This window comes from Streptomyces mutabilis (assembly GCF_046628145.1).
Taxonomy (GTDB): domain Bacteria; phylum Actinomycetota; class Actinomycetes; order Streptomycetales; family Streptomycetaceae; genus Streptomyces; species Streptomyces mutabilis.
The window spans coordinates 5,333,550-5,359,884 of record NZ_CP176874.1; the positions used below are offsets into that span (position 1 = coordinate 5,333,550).

Consider the following 26,335-nt stretch of genomic DNA (forward strand, 5'->3'; position numbering starts at 1 on the left):
GCGCTACAGTCACCGATCATGCGAAAGGTCGGAAGGCATGTAGCGCCCTTTATTCTCCTGGCACTGGTGGCCGGTTGCGGCACAAAGAGCACGACGACGAGAGCTGGCGGCGTCACGACGACCGTTGTGCAAGATAGTCAGTGGGTAACGGCACTGATATCTGCCGGAGCCGTCCTGATCAGTTCCGCTTTGGCCGCTTGGACGGCTCACTACTTCACGGCCCGCACCGAGAAGACGAGACAAGCCCACGCTGAGAAGCAGGAAGACTCCAAGCGGCGTCATGAAGCACGACTCGCTGAGGAACAGCGAGTGAGGGAGCAGGTGATCGCCACGGCGACGGCCATCTCAAAGATGCTGCATGACTTCCGTGCGAAGGCTGGCGAGGCGGCTGATGCCCTGAACGTCCAAGCCGCGGACTTGTACGACGAGTGCGACAAAATCGTGCGTAAGCACCATGACGAAGCGCTACCCGTCATCGAAGTCATGCCGGACTTCGATCTTCGGCAGAGGGCCAACAAGGTGTTCGAGGTCCATGGGCTCTGGGCTGCCGAGATGACAGCAGCCACCGTGAATGGCACCGCGCAGCCTGACGCCGACGGGTTGGATGACAGTCGCGAGCGGTTCTACCGGCATGCTCGGACAGTGATCAAGAACGCCGCAGCTTGACCCACACGCCACTCACACACGAACAGTGCGCAACAACGAGAAAGAGCGGGATCCAGTGAGACTGGGTCCCGCTCTTTGCGTTAGGCATCTACGCTGGTCAACCGCATGATCATGCTGGTCGAGGCGAAGTGCCCCCGGCAGGATTCGAACCTGCGCACACGGCTCCGGAGGCCGTTGCTCTATCCCCTGAGCTACGGGGGCGTGTCGGTCGCGGTCGGTGTTGCTCGCGGCGACGGGTAGAACACTACCAGCTCGTCCGGGGTGGTCATGAACGGGTTTTCACGGTCGTGCCGCGTCGTTAGCCCGCCCCCGGTCGGCAGGTGCCGGCGTCAGCCGTCGGGGCGTTGTCCCCCGCGCGGGGTGGAAGTGGGGAAAAGCCGGACGCGGTGGCCGGTCCGGACCTACTCTCGAGTTGTGCCTAGGGCGTCTGGCCGGGTTCTTGTTGTGGACGACAACAAGGTCATCCGGCAGCTGATCAGGGTCAACCTCGAGCTGGAGGGCTTCGAGGTCGTGACCGCGGGCGATGGTGCCGAGTGTCTGGAAGTCGTCCATCAGGTGCGGCCCGACGTCGTGACGCTGGACGTGGTCATGCCTCGGCTGGACGGAGTGCGGACCGCCGCCCGGCTGCGTGCCGATCCGCGTACGCGGGACCTTCCGATCGCCATCGTCAGTGCCTGTACGCAGTACGAGATCGACGCCGGGTTCGACGCGGGGGCCGACGCCTTTCTGTCCAAGCCCTTCGAGCCGGCCGAGCTCGTCGCGCTCGTGCGGCAGTTGGTCGAGCGCAAGACCCGTGCGGGTGGCGCGGGCGCGTTCCGGGCCGTGTTCGGTGCGGCGGGGGAGAGCGAGTCGCCGGCTCAGGCCGAGCCGGCCGGGTGAGGGACGTCTCCCCGTGCACGGGGGCGGTGGGTGGTTCGTCCACATGTCGGGATCAGGGTCAAACCTGTTCGCCTACCCACCCCCCTCCTCCCATACGCTTGACCCGTGACCCCCGCAGAGCTCTCCCGCACCGTGCTGCACGCGGTGCGTCGCGCTGTCGACGCGGGGGAGCTGAGTGTGACCGTTCCGGAGCGGGCCGTGGTCGCCCCGCCGGGGCCCGGAGGGTGCGGTGACTACGCGACCAACATCGCCCTCCAGCTGGCCCGGCCGGCCGGGCAGCCGCCTCAGCGGGTGGCCCAGCTGCTGCGGCCGTACCTCGTCGACGCCGACGGTGTCACCGACGTAGTCCTCACCGGGCCCGGGTTCCTCAACATCAGCCTCGGCGGGGCCGCACCCGCCGCGCTCGTCGAGGAGATCCTCGGCGCCGGCGCCCGGTACGGGTACGCCGACGGGCCCGACGGCCGCATCGTGCAGCTGCACTGCCCCCACGACGTCCGTGCCGTCGTCGTCGCCGAAGTCGCCGCCCGCATCCTGCGGTCGCAGGGCGCGCTCGTCCGGGCCACGGCCGAAGCCTTCGACGCCGAGTGGACCGCCGTCCTCGGGGTGCGCCTCGACGGGGTCGGACCGGCGCCCGAGAGTCTGCCCGTCAACGTGCGTCCGGTCCCCGCGCCCGCCGACCCCCTGCCCCTCGGCCGCGACGCCGCCCGCTGGGCCCTGCTCCACCCCGCCGCCCACGACCGGCCCCGGATCGGCGACGAGCACCTCGCCCAGCGCGAGAGCAACCCCCTCTTCCGGGTGCGGTACGCCCACGCCCGCACCCGCGCCCTCGCCCGCAACGCCGCGGATCTCGGATTCGGCGCCCACCCCGGTCCGGTCACCGGTCCTCAAGACCTCGTCGCCGCCCTCGCCGACCATCTCCGCGTGCTCGCCGCCGCGGCGACCCACCGCGCGCCCGACCGGCTCGCCCGGCACCTCGTCACCGTCGCCGACGCCGCGCTGCCCTTCCTGGCCACCGTGCTGCCGCGCGGCGGGGAGAAACCCTCGGCCGCCCACCGCGCCCGGCTCGCCCTCGCCGAAGCCGCCGGGACGGTGCTGGCCGGCGGCCTGACCCTGCTCGGTATCGACGCACCCGACCACCTCTGAAGAGAGCACAGAAGACGTCATGAGCCGTTCCGCACACCCCGCCGGGCCCCGTCACGCCGATGTCCTTCCCGAGGGGCACTACTCCGCTCCGCCCGCCGACCTGAACGCCCTCGACCCCAAGGTCTGGGCGCAGACCGTGGAGCGGGGCGAGGACGGTGTCGTCACCGTCGGCGGGATCAGCGTCACGCAGCTCGCCGAGGAGTACGGCACTCCCGCCTACGTCCTCGACGAAGCCGACTTCCGGGCCCGTGCGCGGGCCTGGCGTACCGCCTTCGGGGCGGATGCCGACGTGTTCTACGCCGGCAAGGCGTTCCTGTCCCGTGCCGTCGTGCGGTGGCTGCACGAGGAGGGGCTGAACCTCGACGTCTGTTCCGGCGGTGAGCTCGCGACCGCGCTGTCCGCCGGGATGCCCGCCGACCGCATCGCCTTCCACGGCAACAACAAGTCGCCCCAGGAGATCGAGCGCGCCGTCCGCGCCGACGTCGGACGGATCGTGCTCGACTCCTTCCAGGAGATCGCGCGCGTCGCCCACATCGCCCAGTCCCTCGGCAAGCGGCAGCGCGTGCAGATCCGCATCACGGTCGGGGTCGAGGCGCACACGCACGAGTTCATCGCCACCGCCCACGAGGACCAGAAGTTCGGGATTCCGCTGGCCGGGGGGCAGGCGGCCGAAGCCGTGCGGCGGGCGCTGCAGCTCGACGGGCTCGAGCTGATCGGGATCCACTCCCACATCGGGTCGCAGATCTTCGACATGTCCGGGTTCGAGGTCGCCGCCCACCGGGTGGTCGGGCTGCTCAAGGACATCCGTGACGAGCACGGGGTCGAGCTGCCCGAGATCGACCTCGGGGGCGGGCTCGGGATCGCCTACACCAGTGACGACGACCCCCGCGAGCCGCACGAGATCGCCAAGTCGCTCACCGAGATCGTCACGCGGGAGTGCGAGAGCGCGAAGCTGCGTACGCCGCGGATCTCCGTCGAGCCGGGGCGCGCCATCGTCGGACCCACCGCCTTCACGCTCTACGAGGTCGGCACCGTCAAGCCCCTCGAAGGGCTGCGCACCTACGTCTCCGTCGACGGCGGCATGTCGGACAACATCCGCACCGCGCTGTACGACGCCGAGTACACCGTCGCCCTGGTCTCCCGCACCTCCGACGCCGAGCCGATGCTCGCCCGGGTCGTGGGCAAGCACTGCGAGAGCGGCGACATCGTGGTGAAGGACGCCTTCCTGCCGGGGGACCTGGCGCCCGGGGACCTCATCGCCGTACCGGCGACCGGGGCGTACTGCCGTTCCATGGCCAGCAACTACAACCACGCACTGCGTCCGCCCGTCGTCGCCGTGCGCGAGGGCGAGGCCCGCGCCATCGTGCGGCGGGAGACGGAGGAGGATCTGCTGCGTCTCGACGTCGGCTGAGCCGGACGCCGAGCTCGGCATCAAGGGGGGCGGAGGCGGAAGATCTTCCGTCTTCCGCCCCTGCGAAAATGAAATAAACGTCTCATGATGCGGACGAATGGCAGGAAATCCCGTCCGGTGCGTGAGACTGGTCGAACCTAGACGGTAAGAGGAAACGAGGTCGGATGATGCGTACGCGTCCGCTGAAGGTGGCGCTGCTGGGCTGTGGAGTGGTCGGCTCAGAGGTGGCGCGCATCATGACGACGCACGCCGACGACCTCGCCGCCCGGATCGGGGCCCCGGTGGAGCTCGCGGGTGTCGCCGTACGGCGCCCCGACAAGGTGCGCGAGGGGATCGACCCGGCCCTCGTCACCACCGACGCCACCGCCCTGGTCAAACGCGGGGACATCGACGTCGTCGTCGAGGTCATCGGCGGCATCGAGCCCGCCCGGACGCTCATCACCACCGCCATCGAGCACGGCGCGTCCGTGGTGTCCGCGAACAAGGCGCTCATCGCCCAGGACGGCGCCGCGCTGCACGCCGCGGCCGACGAGCACGGCAAGGACCTCTACTACGAGGCCGCCGTCGCCGGCGCCATCCCGCTGATCCGGCCGCTGCGCGAGTCCCTGGCCGGTGACAAGGTCAACCGCGTCCTCGGCATCGTCAACGGGACGACGAACTTCATCCTCGACGCCATGGACACCACCGGCGCCGGGTACCAGGAGGCGCTCGACGAGGCCACCGCCCTCGGGTACGCGGAGGCCGACCCGACCGCCGACGTCGAGGGCTTCGACGCCGCCGCCAAGGCCGCCATCCTCGCCGGGATCGCCTTCCACACGCGCGTGCGCCTCGACGACGTCTACCGCGAGGGCATGACCGAGGTCACCGCCGCCGACTTCGCCTCCGCCAAGGAGATGGGCTGCACCATCAAGCTGCTCGCCATCTGCGAGCGGGCGGCGGACGGGGGATCGGTCACCGCGCGCGTGCATCCCGCGATGATCCCGCTCAGCCATCCGCTGGCGAACGTGCGCGAGGCGTACAACGCCGTCTTCGTGGAGTCCGAGGCCGCCGGGCAGCTCATGTTCTACGGGCCCGGCGCCGGCGGCTCCCCGACCGCCTCCGCCGTGCTCGGCGACCTCGTCGCCGTCTGTCGCAACCGGATCGGCGGCGCGACCGGACCCGGTGAGTCCGCGTACGCCGCACTGCCCGTCTCGCCGATGGGCGACGTCGTCACGCGCTACCACATCAGCCTCGACGTGGCCGACAAACCGGGCGTGCTCGCCCAGGTCGCGACCGTGTTCGCGGAGCACGGTGTCTCCATCGACACCGTGCGGCAGTCCGGCAAGGACGGCGAGGCATCCCTCGTCGTCGTCACCCACCGTGCGTCCGACGCCGCCCTCGGCGGTACCGTCGAGGCGCTGCGCAAGCTCGACACCGTGCGGGGTGTCGCCAGCATCATGCGGGTTGAAGGAGAGTAACCAGCAATGACCCACCAGTGGCGCGGAATCATCGAGGAGTACCGGGACCGGCTGCCCGTCTCCGACAGCACGCCCGTCGTGACGCTCCGCGAGGGCGGCACGCCGCTCGTGCCCGCGCAGGTGCTCTCCGAGCGCACGGGCTGCGAGGTCCACCTCAAGGTCGAGGGGGCGAACCCGACCGGGTCCTTCAAGGACCGCGGCATGACGATGGCCATCAGCAAGGCCAAGGAGGAGGGCGCGCAGGCCGTCATCTGCGCGTCGACGGGCAACACCTCGGCCTCCGCCGCCGCCTACGGCGTGCGGGCCGGCATGGTGTCGGCCGTGCTGGTGCCGCAGGGCAAGATCGCGCTCGGCAAGATGGGCCAGGCCCTCGTGCACGGCGCGAAGATCCTCCAGGTCGACGGCAACTTCGACGACTGCCTCACGCTCGCTCGCGCGCTGAGCGACAACTACCCCGTGGCGCTGGTCAATTCGGTCAACCCGGTACGTATCGAGGGGCAGAAGACGGCCGCCTTCGAGATCGTGGACATGCTCGGCGACGCGCCCGACATCCACGTCCTGCCGGTCGGCAACGCGGGCAACATCACCGCGTACTGGAAGGGGTACAAGGAGTACGCCGCCGACGCGGTCAGCACGAAGACGCCGCGCATGTGGGGTTTCCAGGCCTCCGGCAGCGCCCCGATCGTGCGCGGCGAGGTCGTCAAGGACCCGTCGACCATCGCCACCGCCATCCGCATCGGCAACCCCGCCTCCTGGGATCTCGCGCTCGCCGCGCGGGACGAGTCGGGCGGTGCCATCGACGAGGTGACGGACCGTGAGATCCTGCGCGCCTACCGGCTGTTGGCCTCCCAGGAGGGTGTCTTCGTGGAGCCCGCGTCCGCCGCGTCGGTCGCCGGTCTGCTGAAGGCCGCCGAGCTGGGCAAGGTCGACCCGGGGCAGCGCATCGTGTGCACCGTCACCGGCAACGGCCTCAAGGACCCCGACTGGGCCGTCGCGGGCGCCCCGCAGCCGGTCACCGTCCCGGTCGACGCGGCGACGGCGGCCGAGCGCCTCGGCCTGATCTGACCGTCCGGCCCGAGGGCACCGTCCGGCCGCCCGGCTCAAGGGCACGGTCCGACGGCCCGGCCCAAGGGCACGGTCCGACCGCCCGGGCCCGAGGGCGCGATACGACGGCCCTGGCCACGCCTCCGATCCGACAGCCCGGACGGGGGCGCGGCCCCACGGCCCGAACCCGAGGTCGCGCCCATCTCCCCGGCGTAAGAGGGCGTAAGCGACGCTCGGCCGGGAAAGTCCTTTACGGGGGGTGCACAGGGGGCTTACGACACGCATCGTGCGCCTCCCGTGCGCCCTATGTCGCCACAGAACCTTCCTTCGATAGGCTGTACCGAACCCGCCTGCCGCATATGCCGCGGCGCCGCGTTGTCTCCGCGGTCCGAAAGCGGCTGGTGGCGGTCGGTCGTGCCGGTCGCGGCCGACCGTGTTCGGCACGGGCCGGTCGTTCGGCAGGAAGCGGCGAGCCCCAGGGTCCCGTACGTCATCGAATGTCATTCGACAGTCACGCAGCTCAAGGAGAGTCATCGAGCGATGGCCGGTCCAGCCTTCCGCGCCGCCGCCGTCAGGGTGCGCGTCCCCGCCACCAGCGCCAACCTCGGCCCGGGCTTCGACGCCCTCGGCCTCGCGCTGGGCTTGTACGACGACGTGGTCGTCCGGGTCGCCGACTCCGGGCTGCACATCGACATCGCGGGTGAGGGCAGCGAGACCCTGCCGCGCGACGAGAAGCACCTCCTCGTCCGTTCCCTGCGCACGGCCTTCGACCTGCTGGGCGGACAGCCGCGCGGCCTGGAGATCGTCTGCGCCAACCGCATCCCGCACGGCCGCGGACTCGGCTCGTCGTCCGCCGCCATCTGCGCGGGGATCGTCGCCGCGCGCGCGGTGACCATAGGCGGCGAGGCCCGCCTCGACGACGGTGCGCTGCTCGACCTCGCCACCGAGATCGAGGGCCACCCCGACAACGTCGCGGCCTGCCTGCTGGGCGGATTCACCCTGTCCTGGATGGAGTCCGGCGCCGCCAGGGCGATCAGGATGGAGCCCGCCGATTCCATCGTTCCGGTGGTTTTCGTACCCGGAAAGCCGGTACTGACGGAGACCGCACGAGGTCTTCTCCCACGCACCGTCCCGCACGTCGACGCCGCCGCCAACGCAGGCCGCGCCGCGCTGCTCGTCGAGGCCCTCACCAGGCGCCCCGAGCTGCTGCTGCCGGCCACCGAGGACCGTCTGCACCAGGAGTACCGCGCGCCGGCCATGCCGGAGAGCGCGGCGCTGGTGGAGCGGCTGCGCACCGACGGCATCCCCGCGGTCATCTCCGGCGCGGGGCCCACGGTGATGGCACTGGCCGACGCCGACACGGCCGACAAGGTCGAGGCGCTGGCCGGCACGGACTGGGCGGCCAACCGGCTCAGCCTGGACCAGCAGGGCGCGAGCGTTCTGCCACTGGCGACCTGACACGGTTGCCGGATTTCGAGAGGGGGAATGTTTGTTGGATCCGGTAGTGTTAATCTCAAGTCTGCACCCGACCCCACCATGGCGAGGTGCCTCGTGTCCCCGTCCGGGACAGACATTCTTCCGGGAGCCCCCCAAGCCGCATTGTGCAGTGGACGTCGTACGTGAGCAGTACGGCCGACGCGGACACTGAGCGGCCCGCCGGGCACGCTTCGGAACCGGTGCGACCACGCCGCGTGACACAGACACTGGGTGCCACGGCCAGGGGGCGCGCCATCACCAGATATTCCTTCCGCCGTTCAGGCGGACCACCGCCCCGGCACGGTTCGCACAGCAAGGACCGAAGCCGGACAGCACAACCGGTCGCCGAGCCAGACAGGCCGACGTCCGCTCCAGGGAAGGACCCTTCGTGAGCGACACCACCGATCTGATGGGCGCACGTGTCGAGGAGACCGCTGCCGCGCCCGCCACGGACGCCTCCGCGCCTGCCACCGGTGCCGGCTCCCGGCGGCGCCGCGGTACCGGCCTCGAGGGCATGGTGCTGGCCGAGCTGCAGCAGGTCGCATCCGGCCTCGGCATCAGGGGCACCGCGCGCATGCGCAAGAGCCAGCTGATCGAGGTCATCAAGGAGGCGCAGGCCGCCGGGGGAGCCCCCGCCAAGGCCGCGCCCGCCGCCGCGGACACCGCCGGCGAGACCAAGCCGAAGCGCCGCAGCACCTCCCGTACCCGTACGGGCGACGAGGCCCCCGCCGAGAAGGCGGAGAAGGCCGGCAAGGCGGAGAAGGCCGAGAAGAAGGCGGACAAGACCGCCGCGGACAAGGCCGCCGCCCAGCAGCAGATCGAGATCCCCGGTCAGCCGTCCCCCAAGGTCTCGCCGTCGGGCGAGCAGGCCGGTGACGAGGCCCCCTCCGAGCGCCGTCGCCGCCGGGCCACCGCCGACGCGGGCAGCCCGTCCGCCGCCACCGAGGCCGTGGCCGTGGAGACCCGCAGCGAGCCGAAGGCCGACGCGTCGGCCCAGCAGCAGGGCCAGGGCGACGCCCGTTCCGACGGCGAGGGCGGCGAGGGCCGCCGTCGCGACCGCCGTGACCGCGGCCGTGACCGCGACCGTGACGGTGGCCGCGACCGTGACGGTGGCCGCGACCGCCGGGGCAAGGGCGACGACCAGAACCAGGGCGGCGGACGCCAGGACCGTCAGCAGGGCGGCGGCCGTCAGGACCGCCAGCAGGACGACGGCTACGACGACGACGGCGGCGGCCGCCGCGGCCGTCGGGGCCGGTACCGCGACCGCCGGGGCCGTCGCGGGCGCGACGAGGTGCAGGAGCCGCAGATCGCCGAGGACGACGTCCTGATCCCCGTCGCGGGCATCCTGGACATCCTCGACAACTACGCGTTCATCCGCACCTCCGGCTACCTGCCGGGCCCGAACGACGTGTACGTCTCCCTCGCCCAGGTCCGCAAGAACGGCCTGCGCAAGGGCGACCACATCACCGGCGCGGTCCGTCAGCCCAAGGAAGGCGAGCGGCGCGAGAAGTTCAACGCCCTCGTCCGGCTCGACTCCGTCAACGGCATGGCGCCCGAACACGGCCGCGGCCGCCCGGAGTTCAACAAGCTGACGCCGCTGTACCCGCAGGACCGCCTCCGCCTGGAGACGGACCCGGGCGTCCTCACCACCCGCATCATCGACCTCGTCGCGCCGATCGGTAAGGGCCAGCGCGGTCTGATCGTGGCCCCGCCGAAGACCGGCAAGACCATGATCATGCAGGCGATCGCCAACGCGATCACCCACAACAACCCCGAGTGCCACCTGATGGTCGTCCTCGTCGACGAGCGTCCGGAAGAGGTCACCGACATGCAGCGGTCGGTCAAGGGCGAGGTCATCTCCTCGACCTTCGACCGCCCGGCCGAGGACCACACCACGGTCGCCGAGCTCGCCATCGAGCGCGCCAAGCGCCTCGTGGAGCTGGGCCACGACGTCGTCGTGCTGCTCGACTCGATCACCCGCCTGGGCCGCGCGTACAACCTCGCCGCCCCGGCCTCCGGCCGCATCCTGTCCGGTGGTGTCGACTCGACCGCCCTGTACCCGCCGAAGCGCTTCTTCGGTGCGGCCCGCAACATCGAGGACGGCGGCTCGCTGACCATCCTCGCCACCGCCCTGGTGGACACCGGGTCCCGCATGGACGAGGTCATCTTCGAGGAGTTCAAGGGCACCGGCAACGCCGAGCTCAAGCTCGACCGGAAGCTCGCCGACAAGCGCATCTTCCCCGCCGTGGACGTCGACGCGTCCGGCACCCGCAAGGAGGAGATCCTGCTCGGCAGCGAGGAGCTCGCCGTCACCTGGAAGCTGCGCCGGGTGCTGCACGCCCTCGACCAGCAGCAGGCGATCGAGCTGCTCCTCGACAAGATGAAGCAGACCAAGTCGAACGTCGAGTTCCTGATGCAGATCCAGAAGACGACGCCGACGCCGGGCAACGGCGACTGATCCGCCGCCGGACCCGACCCGAAGTCCCGTTCCGTCACGCAGGTGACGGGGCGGGACTTCCGGCTTGTATGGGCCGTTCGTGTTGCGATCTTCGCCACAGGCGGCGGTTCCCCGGCCGCCCGCGGGTACCCGGACGGGTGCCCGAGGATTCCCAGGTCAGCGGCGGGGGCCGATGTACGGGGAACACACTGCGTAACCGATTCCCCACCTGATGGCCACAGACCGTTGTGCAACCCTGTCCCGAGTTCCGCCGTCTCGGTCACGGAGGGACGATGGTGAGGAACCGGCGGAAACCCGTCGGAGCCGACCGACCCGACCCTGAGCGCAGGGGGTAGCCGACCGTACGAACACCGAGGAGCCCATGTCCGCCGAGAGCACGCCGGATCCCGCGATACCCGACCCCGGTCAGTCCCGTACCACCGGACCCGGCCGCCGGGGCAAGGGCCGCCGCCGCAAGCCCCGGGCCAGACGGCGCAGGGCCCTGCTCGTCGCGGCCTGGAGCGCGGCGGGCGTCGTGGTCCTGGGCGGCACCGGCGCCGGAGTGGTGCTCTACCAGCTCAACGGCAACCTCCAGAGCGTCGACATCGACCAGGTCCTCGGCGCCGACCGGCCGGCGAAGGCCGACAACGGCTCGCAGAACATCCTGGTCCTCGGCTCGGACACCCGCGCAGGCGGGAACAAGAAGCTGGGCGGAGGCACCGACGACGGCACCGCCCGCTCGGACACGGCGATGGTCCTGCACGTCCACAAGGGCCACAAGAAGGCCAGCGTGGTCTCCATCCCGCGCGACACCCTCATCGACCGCCCCGAGTGCACCGACGCCCACGGCGGCGAGCACCCCGCGGCGAACGGCGTGATGTTCAACTCCGCCTACTCCACCGGCGGCGCCGCCTGCGCCGTGAAGACCGTCGAGTCGATCAGCGGGCTGCGCATGGACCACTACCTGGAGGTCGACTTCAGCGGCTTCCAGCAGCTCATCGACGACCTCGGTGGCGTAGACATCACCACCACCGAGGCCATCAAGGACCCCGACAGCCACCTCGACCTGCCCGCCGGCACCCACACGCTGACCGGCGAGCAGGCCCTCGGCCTGGTCCGCACCCGGCACGGCGTCGGCGACGGTTCCGACCTCGGCCGCATCCAGCTCCAGCAGGCCTTCGTCAAGGCACTGGTCGACCAGGTCAAGGACATCGGCCTGCTCGGCAACCCCAAGAAGCTGTACGACATCGCCGACACCGCCACCAAGACCGTGACGACCGACTCCGACCTGGGCTCGGTCAACTCCCTGATGTCCTTCGCGACCGGCCTGAAGGGCATCGGCCCCGCCAACATGCACATGGTCACGATGCCGGTCGTCTACGACCCCGCCGACCCGAACCGGGTCCTCCTGGAGAAGGCCAAGGCCGACCAGGTGTGGACGGCCCTGAAGAACGACAAGCCGGTCCCGGACTCGGCCACCGAGGGCACGGCGACCGGCGGCGCCGAGGGCGTCGTGAACGCGGGGGAATAGCCGACGGCAACCCCCGGTTTGGGAAGAGGACACCAGTCCTGGCAAACTGGTACGTCGGCTCCGGTTCACGCGCCCGCATCCCGCGGAAGCGACCCGGCGCCCTCCCGAACCTAGGAGACACCTTGAAGCGCGACATCCACCCCGAGTACGTCGAGACGCAGGTCAGCTGCACCTGTGGCGCGTCGTTCACCACCCGCAGCACCATCGACAGCGGCACCATCCGCGCCGAGGTCTGCTCCGAGTGCCACCCGTTCTACACGGGCAAGCAGAAGATCCTCGACACCGGTGGCCGTGTGGCCCGCTTCGAGGCCCGCTTCGGCAAGGCTGCCGCCGGCTCCAAGAAGTAGCGAGCCACCGATCGCCGGTCCACGGCCGCGCCCCCAGCCGGGGGAGCGCCGGGACCGGCGTTTTTGGTCGCCCGCCTTCCCCTTCCAAGCAGTAAGCAGGAGCCCAAGATGTTCGAGGCCGTCGAGGAACTCGTCGCCGAGCACGCCGACCTGGAGAAGAAGCTCGCCGACCCGTCGGTCCACTCCGACCAGGCGAACGCGCGCAAGCTGAACAAGCGGTACGCCGAGCTGACCCCGATCGTCGCCACGTTCCGCTCCTGGAAGCAGACGGGCGACGACATCGAGACGGCGCGCGAGCTGGCCGCCGACGACCCCGACTTCGCCGCCGAGGTCAAGGAACTGGACAAGCAGCGCGAGGAGCTCACCGAGAAGCTCCGCCTCCTGCTCGTCCCGCGCGACCCCAGCGACGACAAGGACGTCATCCTCGAGATCAAGGCGGGCGCGGGCGGCGACGAGTCCGCCCTGTTCGCCGGCGACCTGCTGCGCATGTACCTGCGCTACGCCGAGCGGGTCGGCTGGAAGACCGAGATCATCGACTCCACCGAGTCCGAGCTGGGCGGCTACAAGGACGTCCAGGTCGCCGTGAAGACCAAGGGCGGCCAGGGGGCCACCGAGCCCGGACAGGGCGTCTGGGCGCGGCTGAAGTACGAGGGCGGCGTGCACCGCGTGCAGCGCGTGCCCGCGACCGAGTCCCAGGGCCGTATCCACACCTCCGCGGCCGGCGTGCTCGTCACGCCCGAGGCCGAGGAGATCGACGTCGAGATCAACCCCAACGACCTGCGCATCGACGTCTACCGGTCCTCCGGCCCCGGTGGCCAGTCCGTCAACACCACCGACTCCGCCGTGCGCATCACGCACATCCCGACCGGAGTCGTCGCCTCCTGCCAGAACGAGAAGAGCCAGCTCCAGAACAAGGAGCAGGCGATGCGTATCCTGCGCTCCAGGCTGCTCGCGGCGGCGCAGGAGGAGGCGGAGAAGGAGGCCGCGGACGCCCGGCGCAGCCAGGTCCGCACCGTCGACCGCTCCGAGAAGATCCGCACGTACAACTTCCCGGAGAACCGCATCTCGGACCACCGCGTCGGCTTCAAGGCGTACAACCTGGACCAGGTCCTGGACGGTGACCTCGACTCGGTGATCCAGGCCTGCGTGGACGCGGACTCGGCGGCCAAGCTGGCCGCGGCGTAACCCCCGTACGACAGCTCGGAGGACCAGCGTGCAGCAACACCACGGGGGGCGACCCCCGAACCCCCGCAGCGTGCTGCTCGCGGAGGTGGCCCAGGCCACCCAGCGACTGGCCGACGCCGGCGTGCCCTCGCCGCGCACCGACGCGGAGGAGCTCGCCGCGTACCTGCACGGCGTCAAGCGGGGCGAGCTGCACACCGTGCCGGACGCCGACTTCGACGCCCGGTACTGGGAGGTCGTCGCCCGCCGCGAGGCACGCGAACCGCTCCAGCACATCACCGGACGCGCCTACTTCCGCTACCTGGAACTCCAGGTCGGCCCCGGCGTCTTCGTGCCCCGCCCCGAGACCGAGTCGGTCGTCGGCTGGGCCATAGACGCCGTACGCGCCATGGACGTCGTCGAGCCCTGCATCGTCGACCTGTGCACCGGCTCCGGCGCCATCGCGCTCGCCCTGGCCCAGGAGGTGCCGCGCTCGCGCGTGTACGCCGTGGAGCTGTCCGAGGACGCCCTCAAGTGGACGCGGAAGAACATGGAGGGGTCCAGGGTCGAGCTGCGCCAGGGAGACGCCCTGACGGCCTTCCCGGACCTCGACGGCCAGGTCGACCTGGTCGTCTCCAACCCGCCGTACATCCCGCTCACCGAGTGGGAGTACGTCGCCCCCGAGGCCCGCGACCACGATCCGCAGATGGCCCTGTTCTCCGGCGAGGACGGCCTCGACCTGATCCGCGGCCTGGAACGCACCGCGCACCGCCTGCTGCGCCCCGGCGGGGTCGTCGTCGTCGAGCACGCCGACACCCAGGGCGGCCAGGTGCCGTGGATCTTCACCGAGGAGCGGGGCTGGGCCGACGCGGCCGACCACCCCGACCTCAACAACCGCCCCCGCTTCGCGACCGCCCGCAAGGCGCTGCCGTGAGCACCCATCCGACTTCGACCCCGCAGTACGTGTACGAGGAGGCCCGCTAAATGGCACGGCGATACGACACCAACGACGCGACCGACCGTGTGACCGGTCTGCGCGAGGCCGCGTCCGCCGTCCGCCGTGGCGAGCTCGTGGTGCTGCCGACGGACACCGTGTACGGCATCGGCGCCGACGCCTTCACCCCGGAGGCCGTCGGTGACCTGCTGGAGGCCAAGGGCCGCGGCCGCAACATGCCCTCGCCCGTCCTCATCGGCTCGCCGAACACCCTGCACGGCCTCGTCACCGACTTCTCCGAGATGGCCTGGGAGCTGGTCGACGCCTTCTGGCCGGGCGCCCTGACGCTGGTCGCCAAGCACCAGCCGTCCCTCCAGTGGGACCTCGGCGAGACCCGCGGCACGGTCGCCGTCCGGATGCCGCTGCACCCGGTCGCCATCGAGCTGCTCACCGAGGTCGGCCCCATGGCCGTCTCCTCCGCCAACCTCACCGGCCACCCTGCGCCCGAGGACTGCGACGCCGCCCAGCAGATGCTCGGCGACTCCGTCTCCGTCTACCTCGACGGCGGCCCCACCCCCGGCAACGTCCCGTCGTCCATCGTCGACGTCACCCGCGAGGTGCCCGTGCTGCTGCGCGCGGGCGCGCTGTCGGCCGAGGAGCTGCGAAAGGTAGTACCCGACCTCGAGGTGGCGAATTGACGGCCCCTGGGACGGGGCGTGGCATAGGCAACGGGGAACGCGCCGCGGAGATCACGACGACGTTCGTGGGACTCCCGCGCGACAGCTTCCGCATCCTCCACGTCAGCACCGGAAACGTGTGCCGCTCGCCCATCACCGAGCGGCTGACCCGGCATTTCGTGACGGAGCGGCTCGGCGTGCTGGGCGGCGGCCTCATCGTGGAGAGCGCGGGCACCTGGGGCCACGAGGGCGCTCCCATGGAGGCGAACGCCGAGACGGTCCTCGCCGACTTCGGCGCGGACGCGGCCGGCTTCACCGGGCGCGAGCTGCTCGACGAGCACGTGATCCGCGCCGACCTGGTGCTCACCGCGACCCGTGACCACCGCGCGCAGGTCATCTCCATGGGGCACTCGGCCGGGCTGCGCACCTTCACCCTCAAGGAGTTCACCCGCCTGGTGAACGCCATCGACCCCGCGACGCTGCCGTCCCTGGACGACGGCGTGGTCGTGCGCGCGCGGGCGCTGGTGCGCGCGGCGGCCGCGCTGCGCGGGTGGCTCCTGGCCCCCACCGCGGAGGCGGACGAGGTGTACGACCCGTACGGGGCGCCGCTGACGTTCTTCCGGTCGATCGGGGACGAGATACACCAGGCGCTGGATCCGGTGGTCACGGCGCTGACCGGGGTCGCCGCGCGGACGTAGGCACCCCGTCGCGCGGCAACGCCGGGCGGCTTTCGCGCCCCGGGCCTACATTGGTCGTACGTCACCGTCGACGCACGCCCGGAGCGCACCATGTCGGTCACCCGCGACATCCTCGAGGCCGATGACAGCCTGCTCGGCGCCCTGCTGCGCCAGGACCCCGAGCTGGCCGAGATCCTGCTCGCCGAGGGCCGCCGCCAGTCGACGACCCTCCAGCTGATCGCCGCCGAGAACTTCACGTCCCCCGCCGTGCTCGCCGCCCTCGGCTCCCCGCTGGCCAACAAGTACGCCGAGGGCTACCCGGGCGCCCGGCACCACGGCGGCTGCGAGATCGTCGACGTCGCCGAGCGGCTGGCCGTCGAACGCGCCCAGGACCTCTTCGGCGCCGAGCACGCCAACGTGCAGTCCCACTCCGGCTCCTCGGCCGTCCTGGCCGCCTACGCGGCACTGCTGCGCCCCGGCGACACCGTCCTCGCCCTCGGCCTGCCCTACGGCGGCCACCTCACCCACGGCTCCCCGGCGAACTTCTCCGGCCGCTGGTTCGACTTCGTCGGCTACGGCGTGGACGCGGAGACCGGGCTGATCGACTACGACCAGGTGCGCACCCTGGCCCGCACGCACCGCCCCAAGGCGATCGTGTGCGGCTCCATCGCCTACCCCCGCAACCCCGACTACGCGACCTTCCGCGACATCGCCGACGAGGTGGGCGCCTACCTCATCGCGGACGCCGCCCACCCGATGGGGCTGATCGCCGGGGGAGCGGCGCCCAGCCCGGTGCCGTACGCCGACGTCGTCTGCGCCACCACGCACAAGGTGCTGCGCGGGCCGCGCGGCGGCATGGTCCTGTGCGGGAGCGAACTGGCGGAGCGGGTCGACCGGGCCGTCTTCCCGTTCACGCAGGGCGGCGCGCAGATGCACACCATCGCCGCCAAGGCGGTCGCCTTCGGCGAGGCGTCGACCCCGGCCTTCGCCGCGTACGCCCATCAGGTGATCGCCAACGCCCGCGCCCTCGCCGCCCACCTGGCCGCCGAGGGCCTGACCGTCACCACCGGCGGGACCGACACCCACCTGCTCACCGCCGACCCCGCCCCGCTCGGCGTCGACGGCAGGACCGCGCGGGGCCGGCTCGCGGCGGCCGGGATCGTCCTGGACTGCTGCGCACTGCCCCACGCGGACGCCCGCGGGCTGCGCCTGGGGACGGCGGCGGTGACCACCCAGGGGATGGGGGAGCGGGAGATGCGGGCGGTGGCCACGCTGCTCGCCGAGGTGCTCAGGGGCTCCGCGGAACCGGCGAAGGCGCGGGACGACGTACGGGATCTGGTCGCTCAGTTCCCGCCGTATCCGGACTGAGGCGGGGTAGGCGCGCGCACGTGCACAGCCACACGTGCAACCATCGTCGCTACCCGGAAGTCCTCAACCATATGCGCGCATCGCTAGGGTGTGAGGCTGGGAATGGCCAGCGAGACCTGTGGGGAAGCCCGTGCGTGAATACCTGCTGACGCTCTGCATCACGGCCGCGGTGACGTACCTGCTGACAGGACCGGTACGGAAGTTCGCGATCGTGGCGGGGGCGATGCCGGAGATCCGGGCACGTGACGTGCACCGGGAACCCACTCCGCGCCTCGGCGGTATCGCCATGTTCTTCGGGCTGTGCGCCGGACTGCTGGTGGCCGACCACCTCACCAACCTCAGCGAGGTCTTCGAGAAGTCCAACGAGCCGCGGGCCCTGCTCTCCGGCGCGGCCCTGATCTGGCTGATCGGCGTCCTGGACGACAAGTTCGAGATCGACGCCCTGATCAAGCTGGGCGGGCAGATGATCGCCGCCGGCGTGATGGTGGTGCAGGGCCTGACCATCCTGTGGATCCCGCTGCCGGGCATCGGCACGGTGGCGCTCACCCAGTGGCAGGGCACCCTGCTGACGGTGGCGCTGGTCGTCATCACCATCAACGCGGTCAACTTCGTGGACGGCCTGGACGGTCTCGCGGCGGGCATGGTGTGCATCGCGGCGGCGGCCTTCTTCATGTACGCCTACCGGATCTGGTACTCGTACGGCATCGAGGCCGCGGCGCCCGCCTCGCTGTTCGCGGCCATCCTGATGGGCATGTGCCTCGGTTTCCTGCCGCACAACATGCATCCGGCCCGGATCTTCATGGGCGACTCCGGCTCGATGCTGATCGGGCTCGTGCTCGCGGCCGGCGCGATCTCCGTCACCGGGCAGGTCGACCCGGACGTGATGAAGCTGTTCTCCGGCTCCGAGCGCAACACCGTGCACCAGATGGTGCCCGTCTACATCCCGCTGCTGATGCCGCTGACCATCATCGCCATCCCGGCCGCCGACCTGATCCTCGCGATCGTCCGGCGCACCTGGCGCGGTCAGTCGCCGTTCGCCGCCGACCGGGGGCACCTGCACCACCGGCTGCTGGAGATCGGGCACTCGCACAGCCGCGCGGTGCTGATCATGTACTTCTGGTCGGCGCTGATCGCCTTCGGCGCGCTCGCCTACTCCGTCAACTCCGCGTCGATGTGGATCGTGCTGGGCGTCGTCGCGCTGAGCGCGGTCGGGCTGGTGCTGCTCCTGCTGCCGCGCTTCACGCCGCGCGCCCCGCGCTGGGCCGAGCGCTTCGTGCCGCCCCGCTACCGCCGCCGCAAGGCCGTCGCCGTCGAGGCCGGGGCCGAGCCGACGCCCGCGGTGGGCGCGGACGAGGAGCGGGTGCCGGTGGCCGCGGGAGTCTCAGGCGTCAACGGAGCCACTGCCGTCGGCCCCCGCTCGCGCACGAGGTAAGAGGCACAAGGTAAGAATCTGACTAGAGCATTGCCAACTCGTGGGGGAACGAAGTACCCCATTACCAGACAAGTGGGTGCAGTAATCGCTCAGACGCGCACTGTCACTCTCATGTGTGACAGTAAGCACACCCACAGGTAAAGACCTCATCAAATAGTTTGTGATACGGTTCACGAGAACCCCCGGGTAAGGCTTAAGGACCGTAGTGCGACGGTCTCTTGGGCGTCAGGACATCGTTCGGCCCGGGACTACGCTCGTCCATGACGACACCCTGCCCCCTGTGAAAAGCGGAGTTGCCGCCATGCCGTCCAATGACGTCCGGACCTTGCTTCAGGCTGCCGTGCCCACGGCTGCCGTCGGCGCAGTAGCCGCCGTCGTCAGCGCCGTGGTCGCCGGCGGCAAGGGAGCGGTCGGCGCCGTCGTCGCGACCGTGGTGGCGATGCTCTTCATGGGAATCGGGCTCTACGTCCTGCAGCGCACCGCCAAATCGCTTCCGCACCTTTTCCAGGCGATGGGCCTGATGCTCTACGCGGCACAGATCCTGCTGCTGTTCGTCTTCCTGGCCGCGTTCAAGAACACGACGCTGTTCAACCCCCGGTCCTTCGCGATCACTTTGGTCGTCGTCACGCTCACGTGGATCGCCGCGCAGACGCGGGCGCACATGAAGGCCAAGATTCTCTACGTCGAGCCCGAGTCGTCGAGTGAAAAGTCCGAAAAGACGGGCCGCTCGTCGTGACGGGTAGGGCCGGGATAAAGAGGCATGTGAAGTCCTGCTATCGTCCGGTGCCAACTGCGGCATCGCGGGCGCGGGCATCCCAGCTGACGCCTGCTCATTCGCGAGGCGAGATGCCCCACAGCCGCCCCCACATCCGTAACACCAGTCCCGTGCCGTACAGCGGCTCCGCGCCGCGCCGACACAACGAGGTTGCCGTACCCATGCGCCACGATGAAGGAGCCCGCGGTGAGTGCTGACCCGACGCAGGTGCTCGCCTTCGAGACCGACTGCCACCTGTTCGACGGGTGTGGCTTCCCGGCTCCCGGCCTGCACTCGTTCCTCTTCGAGCCGCTCTGGGGCAACGCAGACGGCAACGGCATGTACTTCAACAAGCCGATGCTGCTCGCGCTGCTCGGCTCGGTCATCATCGTGGGCTTCTTCTGGGCCGCCTTCAACAAGCCGAAGGTCGTCCCCGGCAAGCTCCAGATGGTCGCCGAGGCCGGCTACGACTTCATCCGCCGCGGTGTCGTCTACGAGACGATCGGCAAGAAGGAAGGCGAGAAGTACGTACCGCTCGTCGTCACGCTCTTCTTCTTCGTCTGGATGATGAACCTCTGGTCGATCATTCCGGTCGCCCAGTTCCCGGTCACCTCGATCATCGCCTACCCGATGGTCCTGGCACTGATCGTCTACGTGCTGTGGGTCTCGCTGACCTTCAAGCGCCACGGCTTCGTCGGCTTCTTCAAGAACGTCACGGGCTACGACAAGTCCCTCGGCGCCGTGCTGCCGCTGTCGATGACCATCGAGTTCTTCTCGAACCTGCTGGTCCGCCCCTTCACCCACGCCGTCCGGCTCTTCGCGAACATGTTCGCGGGCCACACGCTGCTGCTCCTCTTCACGATCGCCAGCTGGTACATGCTGAACGGCATCGGCATCGCCTACGCGGGCGTCTCGTTCGTGATGACGATCATCATGACGGCCTTCGAGCTCTTCATCCAGGCCGTGCAGGCGTACGTGTTCGTGCTGCTGACCTGCACCTACATCCAGGGCGCGCTCGCCGAGCACCACTGAGTCGTCCCGCATCACACCCCCAGCCGTCCGGTGGCCAACCCCCACCGGTCCGTAAAGAGAAGGAAGAACTGGCATGTCCCAGACCCTTGCTGCCGTCGAAGGTTCGCTCAGCTCCGTCGGTTACGGCCTGGCCGCCATTGGCCCCGGCGTCGGCGTCGGCATCATCTTCGGTAACGGCACCCAGGCCCTCGCCCGCCAGCCCGAGGCGGCCGGTCTGATCCGCGCCAACCAGATCCTGGGCTTCGCGTTCTGTGAGGCGCTCGCCCTCATCGGTCTCGTCATGCCGTTCGTCTACTAAGACGAGCACTGACGACCGACCCTTTCGACGAAAGGCACTGATGTGAACTCCGCCCTGGTTTTCCTGGCGGCTGAGGGTGAGAAGGAGAATCCCCTCATTCCGCCGTGGCCGGAAGTTGTCATCGGCCTCATCGCTTTCGTCATCGTCTTCGGCTTCCTCGCCAAGAAGCTGCTCCCGAACATCAACAAGGTTCTGGAAGAGCGTCGCGAGGCCATCGAGGGCGGTATCGAGAAGGCCGAGGCCGCGCAGACCGAGGCCCAGAGCGTCCTTGAGCAGTACAAGGCCCAGCTCGCCGAGGCCCGGCACGAGGCCGCGCGCCTGCGTCAGGAGGCGCAGGAGCAGGGCGCCACGCTCATCGCCGAGATGCGCGCGGAAGGCCAGCGGCAGCGTGAGGAGATCATCGCCGCCGGTCACGCCCAGATCCAGGCCGACCGCAAGGCCGCAGCGTCCGCGCTGCGCCAGGACGTCGGCAAGCTGGCCACCGAGCTGGCCGGCAAGCTCGTCGGCGAGTCCCTCGAGGACCACGCCCGCCAGAGCCGCGTCATCGACCGCTTCCTGGACGAGCTGGACGACAAGGCGACGAAGGCAGAGGCGACCCGATGAACGGAGCGAGCCGCGAGGCCCTGGCTGCCGCACGCGAGCGTCTCGACGCGCTGACGGACTCCACGTCCGTGGACGCCGGCTCGCTCGCCGACGAGCTGGCCGCCGTCACCGCGCTGCTCCACCGCGAGGTGTCGCTGCGTCGGGTCCTGACCGACCCGGCGCAGGCCGGCGAGGCCAAGGCCGAACTCGCCCAGCGTCTGCTCGGCACCCAGGTCAGCGGCCCGACCGCCGACGTGGTGGCCGGCATGGTGCGCTCCCGCTGGTCGCAGTCGCGCGACCTGGTGGACGCCCTGGAGGAGCTGGCGAACACCGCCGACCTCACCGCCGCCCAGAAGCGGGGCCGGCTCGACAGCGTCGAGGACGAGCTGTTCCGGTTCGGCCGGATCGTCGCCTCGAACACCGAGCTGCGCGCCGCGCTCACCAACCGCTCGGCCACCACCGCGGCCAAGGGCGAGCTGCTGCGCGGCCTGCTCGGCGGCCGGGCGGAGCGGACCACCGAGCGTCTGGTGACGCGCCTTGTCACCGCGCCGCGGGGACGTAGCCTGGAGTCGGGACTCGAGTCCCTGTCCAAGCTCGCCGCCGACCGGCGGGACCGGATGGTCGCCGTCGTCACCTCGGCGGTGCCGCTGAGCGACACGCAGAAGCAGCGCCTCGGCGCGGCCCTCGCGAAGGTCTACGGCCGTCCGATGCACCTCAACCTCGACGTGGACCCCGAGGTCCTCGGCGGGATCCGGGTGCAGGTCGGTGACGAGGTCATCAACGGCTCCATCGCGGACCGCCTGGAGGACGCCGGCCGCCGTATGGCGAGCTGACGCTCCCGCGCGACAACAGCACAACAAGCAGTAGCAGTACGTACTTACGACGGCCCTGGTTGGGCCGTGCAGAGGATTCACCTCTCATTGGGGGGAGTCCCGACTCGTGGAATACCCCCCAAGTGAAACTTCGGGCCCAACAAGGAGAGCAGGGAACTCAGATGGCGGAGCTCACGATCCGGCCGGAGGAGATCCGGGACGCACTGGAGAACTTCGTCCAGTCGTACAAGCCGGACGCGGCCTCGCGCGAGGAGGTCGGTACGGTCACCCTTGCCGGCGACGGCATCGCGAAGGTCGAGGGCCTGCCCTCGGCCATGGCCAACGAACTGCTGAAGTTCGAGGACGGCACCCTCGGCCTCGCCCTCAACCTCGAGGAGCGCGAGATCGGTGCCATCGTCCTCGGTGAGTTCAGCGGTATCGAGGAGGGCCAGCCGGTCACCCGTACCGGCGAGGTCCTGTCGGTCGCCGTGGGCGAGGGTTACCTCGGCCGCGTCGTCGACCCCCTCGGCAACCCGATCGACGGCCTCGGCGAGATCGAGACCGAGGGCCGCCGCGCCCTCGAACTGCAGGCCCCCACGGTCATGCAGCGCAAGTCGGTGCACGAGCCGATGGAGACGGGCTACAAGGCCGTCGACGCCATGACCCCGATCGGCCGCGGTCAGCGTCAGCTGATCATCGGCGACCGCCAGACCGGCAAGACCGCCCTGGCCGTCGACACGATCATCAACCAGCGCGACAACTGGCGCACCGGCGACCCGAACAAGCAGGTCCGCTGCATCTACGTCGCCATCGGCCAGAAGGGCTCCACCATCGCGTCGGTCCGCCGCGCGCTGGAGGAGAACGGCGCGCTGGAGTACACGACCATCGTGGCCGCCCCGGCGTCCGACCCGGCCGGCTTCAAGTACCTGGCGCCGTACACCGGCTCGGCCATCGGCCAGCAGTGGATGTACGAGGGCAAGCACGTCCTGATCATCTTCGACGACCTGTCGAAGCAGGCCGACGCCTACCGCGCCGTGTCGCTGCTGCTGCGCCGCCCGCCGGGCCGCGAGGCCTACCCGGGTGACGTCTTCTACCTGCACTCCCGTCTGCTGGAGCGCTGCGCCAAGCTCTCCGACGAGATGGGCGCCGGTTCGATGACGGGTCTGCCGATCGTCGAGACCAAGGCCAACGACGTCTCGGCGTTCATCCCGACCAACGTCATCTCCATCACCGACGGCCAGTGCTTCCTGGAGTCCGACCTGTTCAACGCCGGTCAGCGCCCGGCCCTGAACGTCGGTATCTCGGTCTCCCGCGTCGGTGGCTCCGCCCAGCACAAGGCCATGAAGCAGGTCTCCGGCCGTCTTCGCGTGGACCTCGCCCAGTTCCGTGAGCTCGAGGCGTTCGCCGCCTTCGGTTCCGACCTGGACGCCGCGTCGAAGTCCCAGCTGGAGCGCGGTCAGCGCATGGTCGAGCTGCTGAAGCAGGACCAGTACCAGCCGATGGCCACCGAGGACCAGGTCGTCTCCGTCTGGGCCGGCACCACCGGCAAGATGGACGAGGTGCCGGTCGCCGACATCCGCCGCTTCGAGAAGGAGCTCCTGGAGTACCTGCACCGCAAGGAGCAGGGCCTCATGACCTCCATCCGCGAGGGCGGCAAGATGTCCGACGACACCCTTCAGGCCGTGGGTGACGCGATCGCCGCGTTCAAGAAGCAGTTCGAGACCTCGGACGGCAAGCTGCTCGGCGAGGACGCCCCGTCCGCCGCCAAGTGACGTAAGGAAGGGACCTGACTCATGGGAGCCCAGCTCCGGGTCTACAAGCGTCGCATCCGATCCGTCACCGCGACCAAGAAGATCACCAAGGCGATGGAGATGATCGCCGCCTCGCGCGTCGTCAAGGCGCAGCGCAAGGTGGCGGCCTCCACGCCGTACGCGCAGGAGCTCACCCGCGCGGTCACGGCGGTCGGTACCGGGTCGAACACGAAGCACCCGCTCACCACGGAGGCGGAGAACCCGACCCGTGCCGCGGTCCTGCTCCTCACGAGCGACCGCGGTCTGGCCGGCGCCTTCAACTCCAACGCCATCAAGGCGGCGGAGCAGCTGACCGAGCGCCTCGAGCGCGAGGGCAGGCAGGTCGACACGTACATCGTCGGCCGGCGCGGTCTCGCCCACTACAACTTCCGTGAGCGCAAGGTCGCGGAGTCGTTCGCGGGCTTCACCGACGAGCCCTCGTACGCGGACGCCAAGAAGGTCGCGGCGCCGCTGATCGAGGCCATCGAGAAGGACACGGCGGAGGGCGGCGTGGACGAGCTCCACATCGTCTACACCGAGTTCGTCTCGATGATGACGCAGACGGCGGTCGACTCCCGGCTGCTGCCCCTGCGCCTCGAAGAGGTCGCGCAGGAGTCGACGGCGAAGGACGAGATCCTCCCGCTGTACGACTTCGAGCCGTCGGCGGAGGACGTCCTCGACGCCCTGCTGCCGCGCTACGTCGAGAGCCGCATCTACAACGCGCTGCTGCAGTCGGCCGCCTCCAAGCACGCCGCCACGCGGCGCGCGATGAAGTCGGCCACCGACAACGCGGGCGAGCTGATCAACACGCTCTCCCGTCTTGCCAACGCGGCCCGCCAGGCCGAAATCACCCAGGAAATCAGCGAGATCGTCGGTGGCGCCAGTGCCCTGGCCGACGCGAACGCGGGGAGTGACAACTAATGACCACCACTGTTGAGACCGCGACGGCTACGGGCCGCGTCGCCCGGGTCATCGGCCCGGTCGTCGACGTGGAGTTCCCCGTCGACGCCATGCCGGAGATCTACAACGCCCTCCACGTCGAGGTCGCCGACCCGGCGCAGGCTGGCGAGATCAAGACGCTGACCCTCGAGGTCGCGCAGCACCTCGGTGACGGCCTGGTCCGCACCATCTCCATGCAGCCCACCGACGGCCTGGTCCGCCAGGCCCCGGTGACCGACACGGGCACGGCCATCTCCGTCCCCGTCGGCGACTTCACCAAGGGCAAGGTGTTCAACACCCTCGGCGAGGTGCTGAACGTCGACGAGACCTACACCGGTGAGCGCTGGCCGATCCACCGCAAGGCTCCGAACTTCGACGAGCTCGAGTCGAAGACCGAGATGTTCGAGACCGGCGTCAAGGTCATCGACCTGCTGACCCCGTACGTCAAGGGCGGCAAGATCGGTCTGTTCGGCGGCGCCGGCGTCGGTAAGACGGTGCTCATCCAGGAGATGATCTACCGCGTCGCCAACAACCACGACGGTGTCTCCGTGTTCGCCGGTGTCGGTGAGCGCACCCGTGAGGGCAACGACCTCATCGACGAGATGAGCGAGTCCGGCGTCATCGACAAGACCGCGCTGGTCTTCGGTCAGATGGACGAGCCGCCGGGCACCCGTCTGCGCGTGGCCCTCGCCGGCCTGACCATGGCGGAGTACTTCCGCGATGTGCAGAAGCAGGACGTGCTGTTCTTCATCGACAACATCTTCCGCTTCACCCAGGCCGGTTCCGAGGTGTCGACCCTGCTCGGCCGCATGCCCTCCGCGGTGGGCTACCAGCCGAACCTGGCCGACGAGATGGGTCTCCTCCAGGAGCGCATCACCTCGACCCGCGGTCACTCGATCACCTCGATGCAGGCGATCTACGTCCCCGCGGACGACCTGACCGACCCGGCCCCGGCCACCACCTTCGCCCACCTCGACGCGACGACGGTTCTCTCCCGTCCGATCTCCGAGAAGGGCATCTACCCGGCCGTGGACCCGCTGGACTCGACGTCCCGCATCCTCGACCCGCGGTACATCGCGGCGGACCACTACCAGGCCGCGATGCGCGTGAAGAACATCCTGCAGAAGTACAAGGACCTGCAGGACATCATCGCGATCCTCGGTATCGACGAGCTCGGCGAGGAGGACAAGCTCGTCGTCCACCGTGCCCGTCGCGTGGAGCGCTTCCTGTCCCAGAACACCCACGTCGCCAAGCAGTTCACCGGCGTCGACGGGTCGGACGTCCCGCTGGACGAGTCGATCGCGGCCTTCAACGCGATCTGCGACGGCGAGTACGACCACTTCCCGGAGCAGGCGTTCTTCATGTGCGGTGGCATCGAGGACCTGAAGAAGAACGCGAAGGAGCTCGGCGTCTCCTGAGCCCCGTGCTCATCGTGAGCCCCAGGGCTCACACCGGAGGGGGCGGGCACGTCCCGTCCCCTCCGTCACG

Annotated in this window: 24 protein-coding genes and 1 tRNA gene; 24 read left to right on the forward strand and 1 reads right to left on the reverse strand. The window is 70.0% G+C overall.

Translation table 11 applies throughout. From position 1 onward, the window contains the following. Positions 1–18 precede the first annotated feature (18 nt). Positions 19–666 carry a hypothetical protein gene (locus tag ACLIN4_RS24230; protein ID WP_411576223.1) on the forward strand — a complete coding sequence of 216 codons (648 nt, stop codon included), beginning with the start codon at positions 19–21 and terminating at the stop codon, positions 664–666. 129 nt (positions 667–795) lie between these two features. Here ACLIN4_RS24230 and ACLIN4_RS24235 read toward each other — a convergent pair. Beyond that, a tRNA-Arg gene (locus ACLIN4_RS24235) sits at positions 796–867 on the reverse strand. 213 nt (positions 868–1,080) lie between these two features. On the opposite strand from ACLIN4_RS24235, the gene ACLIN4_RS24240 reads away from it, so the two are divergent. The 23 genes from ACLIN4_RS24240 to atpD all read left to right on the forward strand — a co-directional run bounded on the left by ACLIN4_RS24240 (position 1,081) and on the right by atpD (position 26,265). Beyond that, positions 1,081–1,545, forward strand: a complete 465-nt coding sequence (locus ACLIN4_RS24240) for a response regulator (protein WP_373420261.1) — start codon at positions 1,081–1,083, stop codon at positions 1,543–1,545. A gap of 105 nt (positions 1,546–1,650) precedes the next feature. Beyond that, positions 1,651–2,688, forward strand: a complete 1,038-nt coding sequence (nrtL, locus tag ACLIN4_RS24245) for an ArgS-related anticodon-binding protein NrtL (RefSeq protein ID WP_411576224.1) — start codon at positions 1,651–1,653, stop codon at positions 2,686–2,688. 19 nt (positions 2,689–2,707) lie between these two features. Next, a complete protein-coding gene (lysA, locus tag ACLIN4_RS24250; protein WP_269957706.1) occupies positions 2,708–4,099 on the forward strand; it encodes a diaminopimelate decarboxylase in 1,392 nt (463 codons plus the stop codon). A 164-nt stretch (positions 4,100–4,263) separates the two neighbouring features. Next, positions 4,264–5,556 (forward strand): homoserine dehydrogenase, encoded by a 1,293-nt coding sequence (locus ACLIN4_RS24255; protein WP_043379906.1) that lies wholly within the window; start codon positions 4,264–4,266, stop codon positions 5,554–5,556. A 6-nt stretch (positions 5,557–5,562) separates the two neighbouring features. Beyond that, positions 5,563–6,621, forward strand: coding sequence for a threonine synthase (gene thrC / locus ACLIN4_RS24260; RefSeq protein WP_100048585.1), 1,059 nt, complete (start codon positions 5,563–5,565; stop codon positions 6,619–6,621). Positions 6,622–7,140: 519 nt separating this feature from the next. Then, on the forward strand, positions 7,141–8,058 hold the full coding sequence (gene thrB, locus ACLIN4_RS24265) for a homoserine kinase (RefSeq protein ID WP_100048584.1): 918 nt from the start codon (positions 7,141–7,143) through the stop codon (positions 8,056–8,058). Between the two features lie 406 nt (positions 8,059–8,464). Further along, positions 8,465–10,534: a transcription termination factor Rho gene (gene rho, locus ACLIN4_RS24270; protein WP_411576225.1), complete on the forward strand. Its 2,070-nt coding sequence runs from the start codon at positions 8,465–8,467 to the stop codon at positions 10,532–10,534. Between the two features lie 361 nt (positions 10,535–10,895). Then, positions 10,896–12,044: an LCP family protein gene (locus tag ACLIN4_RS24275; RefSeq protein ID WP_382020514.1), complete on the forward strand. Its 1,149-nt coding sequence runs from the start codon at positions 10,896–10,898 to the stop codon at positions 12,042–12,044. A 122-nt stretch (positions 12,045–12,166) separates the two neighbouring features. Next, entirely contained in the window at positions 12,167–12,391 is a 225-nt protein-coding gene (gene rpmE, locus ACLIN4_RS24280; protein ID WP_018571447.1) for a 50S ribosomal protein L31, read from the forward strand. A gap of 108 nt (positions 12,392–12,499) precedes the next feature. After that, complete coding sequence (prfA, locus tag ACLIN4_RS24285) at positions 12,500–13,576, forward strand: peptide chain release factor 1 (RefSeq protein WP_100048716.1); 1,077 nt, start codon at positions 12,500–12,502, stop codon at positions 13,574–13,576. 70 nt (positions 13,577–13,646) lie between these two features. Further along, positions 13,647–14,486, forward strand: coding sequence for a peptide chain release factor N(5)-glutamine methyltransferase (prmC, locus tag ACLIN4_RS24290; RefSeq protein ID WP_100048717.1), 840 nt, complete (start codon positions 13,647–13,649; stop codon positions 14,484–14,486). Between the two features lie 50 nt (positions 14,487–14,536). Continuing rightward, positions 14,537–15,184 (forward strand): L-threonylcarbamoyladenylate synthase, encoded by a 648-nt coding sequence (locus tag ACLIN4_RS24295; protein WP_043379884.1) that lies wholly within the window; start codon positions 14,537–14,539, stop codon positions 15,182–15,184. Further along, a complete protein-coding gene (locus ACLIN4_RS24300) occupies positions 15,181–15,861 on the forward strand; it encodes a protein-tyrosine-phosphatase (RefSeq protein WP_100048718.1) in 681 nt (226 codons plus the stop codon). The genes ACLIN4_RS24295 and ACLIN4_RS24300 overlap by 4 nt, the downstream gene beginning before the upstream one ends. A gap of 90 nt (positions 15,862–15,951) precedes the next feature. After that, positions 15,952–17,208: a serine hydroxymethyltransferase gene (glyA, locus tag ACLIN4_RS24305; RefSeq protein ID WP_100048719.1), complete on the forward strand. Its 1,257-nt coding sequence runs from the start codon at positions 15,952–15,954 to the stop codon at positions 17,206–17,208. Between the two features lie 130 nt (positions 17,209–17,338). After that, entirely contained in the window at positions 17,339–18,640 is a 1,302-nt protein-coding gene (locus ACLIN4_RS24310; RefSeq protein ID WP_107476526.1) for an MraY family glycosyltransferase, read from the forward strand. A gap of 301 nt (positions 18,641–18,941) precedes the next feature. Then, positions 18,942–19,376, forward strand: a complete 435-nt coding sequence (locus ACLIN4_RS24315) for a hypothetical protein (RefSeq protein ID WP_100048721.1) — start codon at positions 18,942–18,944, stop codon at positions 19,374–19,376. Positions 19,377–19,586: 210 nt separating this feature from the next. After that, positions 19,587–20,426: a F0F1 ATP synthase subunit A gene (gene atpB, locus ACLIN4_RS24320; RefSeq protein WP_179342282.1), complete on the forward strand. Its 840-nt coding sequence runs from the start codon at positions 19,587–19,589 to the stop codon at positions 20,424–20,426. A gap of 73 nt (positions 20,427–20,499) precedes the next feature. Next, complete coding sequence (gene atpE / locus ACLIN4_RS24325) at positions 20,500–20,724, forward strand: ATP synthase F0 subunit C (RefSeq protein WP_030545783.1); 225 nt, start codon at positions 20,500–20,502, stop codon at positions 20,722–20,724. A 42-nt stretch (positions 20,725–20,766) separates the two neighbouring features. After that, the gene (locus tag ACLIN4_RS24330) at positions 20,767–21,327 is read left to right on the forward strand and encodes a F0F1 ATP synthase subunit B (protein ID WP_175461221.1); all 561 of its coding nucleotides are present in this window, start codon (positions 20,767–20,769) and stop codon (positions 21,325–21,327) included. Next, positions 21,324–22,139 carry a F0F1 ATP synthase subunit delta gene (locus ACLIN4_RS24335; protein ID WP_107476527.1) on the forward strand — a complete coding sequence of 272 codons (816 nt, stop codon included), beginning with the start codon at positions 21,324–21,326 and terminating at the stop codon, positions 22,137–22,139. The genes ACLIN4_RS24330 and ACLIN4_RS24335 overlap by 4 nt, the downstream gene beginning before the upstream one ends. A 161-nt stretch (positions 22,140–22,300) precedes the next feature. Beyond that, positions 22,301–23,890, forward strand: coding sequence for a F0F1 ATP synthase subunit alpha (gene atpA / locus ACLIN4_RS24340; protein WP_100048723.1), 1,590 nt, complete (start codon positions 22,301–22,303; stop codon positions 23,888–23,890). Between the two features lie 21 nt (positions 23,891–23,911). Further along, positions 23,912–24,829 carry a F0F1 ATP synthase subunit gamma gene (locus tag ACLIN4_RS24345; protein WP_100048724.1) on the forward strand — a complete coding sequence of 306 codons (918 nt, stop codon included), beginning with the start codon at positions 23,912–23,914 and terminating at the stop codon, positions 24,827–24,829. Continuing rightward, positions 24,829–26,265, forward strand: coding sequence for a F0F1 ATP synthase subunit beta (gene atpD, locus ACLIN4_RS24350; RefSeq protein WP_100048725.1), 1,437 nt, complete (start codon positions 24,829–24,831; stop codon positions 26,263–26,265). Before ACLIN4_RS24345 ends, atpD begins: the two co-directional genes overlap by 1 nt. Positions 26,266–26,335: the final 70 nt, after the last annotated feature.

Bases quoted from the DNA above. Each gene is read 5' to 3' on its own strand.
- ACLIN4_RS24230 (WP_411576223.1), top strand. From the start codon at position 19: ATGCGAAAGGTCGGAAGGCATGTAGCGCCCTTTATTCTCCTGGCACTG.
- lysA (WP_269957706.1), top strand. From the start codon at position 2,708: ATGAGCCGTTCCGCACACCCCGCCGGGCCCCGTCACGCCGATGTCCTT.
- ACLIN4_RS24255 (WP_043379906.1), top strand. From the start codon at position 4,264: ATGATGCGTACGCGTCCGCTGAAGGTGGCGCTGCTGGGCTGTGGAGTG.
- thrC (WP_100048585.1), top strand. From the start codon at position 5,563: ATGACCCACCAGTGGCGCGGAATCATCGAGGAGTACCGGGACCGGCTG.
- thrB (WP_100048584.1), top strand. From the start codon at position 7,141: ATGGCCGGTCCAGCCTTCCGCGCCGCCGCCGTCAGGGTGCGCGTCCCC.
- ACLIN4_RS24275 (WP_382020514.1), top strand. From the start codon at position 10,896: ATGTCCGCCGAGAGCACGCCGGATCCCGCGATACCCGACCCCGGTCAG.
- prfA (WP_100048716.1), top strand. From the start codon at position 12,500: ATGTTCGAGGCCGTCGAGGAACTCGTCGCCGAGCACGCCGACCTGGAG.
- ACLIN4_RS24295 (WP_043379884.1), top strand. From the start codon at position 14,537: ATGGCACGGCGATACGACACCAACGACGCGACCGACCGTGTGACCGGT.
- glyA (WP_100048719.1), top strand. From the start codon at position 15,952: ATGTCGGTCACCCGCGACATCCTCGAGGCCGATGACAGCCTGCTCGGC.
- ACLIN4_RS24315 (WP_100048721.1), top strand. From the start codon at position 18,942: ATGCCGTCCAATGACGTCCGGACCTTGCTTCAGGCTGCCGTGCCCACG.
- atpB (WP_179342282.1), top strand. From the start codon at position 19,587: ATGAAGGAGCCCGCGGTGAGTGCTGACCCGACGCAGGTGCTCGCCTTC.
- atpE (WP_030545783.1), top strand. From the start codon at position 20,500: ATGTCCCAGACCCTTGCTGCCGTCGAAGGTTCGCTCAGCTCCGTCGGT.
- ACLIN4_RS24335 (WP_107476527.1), top strand. From the start codon at position 21,324: ATGAACGGAGCGAGCCGCGAGGCCCTGGCTGCCGCACGCGAGCGTCTC.
- atpA (WP_100048723.1), top strand. From the start codon at position 22,301: ATGGCGGAGCTCACGATCCGGCCGGAGGAGATCCGGGACGCACTGGAG.
- ACLIN4_RS24345 (WP_100048724.1), top strand. From the start codon at position 23,912: ATGGGAGCCCAGCTCCGGGTCTACAAGCGTCGCATCCGATCCGTCACC.
- atpD (WP_100048725.1), top strand. From the start codon at position 24,829: ATGACCACCACTGTTGAGACCGCGACGGCTACGGGCCGCGTCGCCCGG.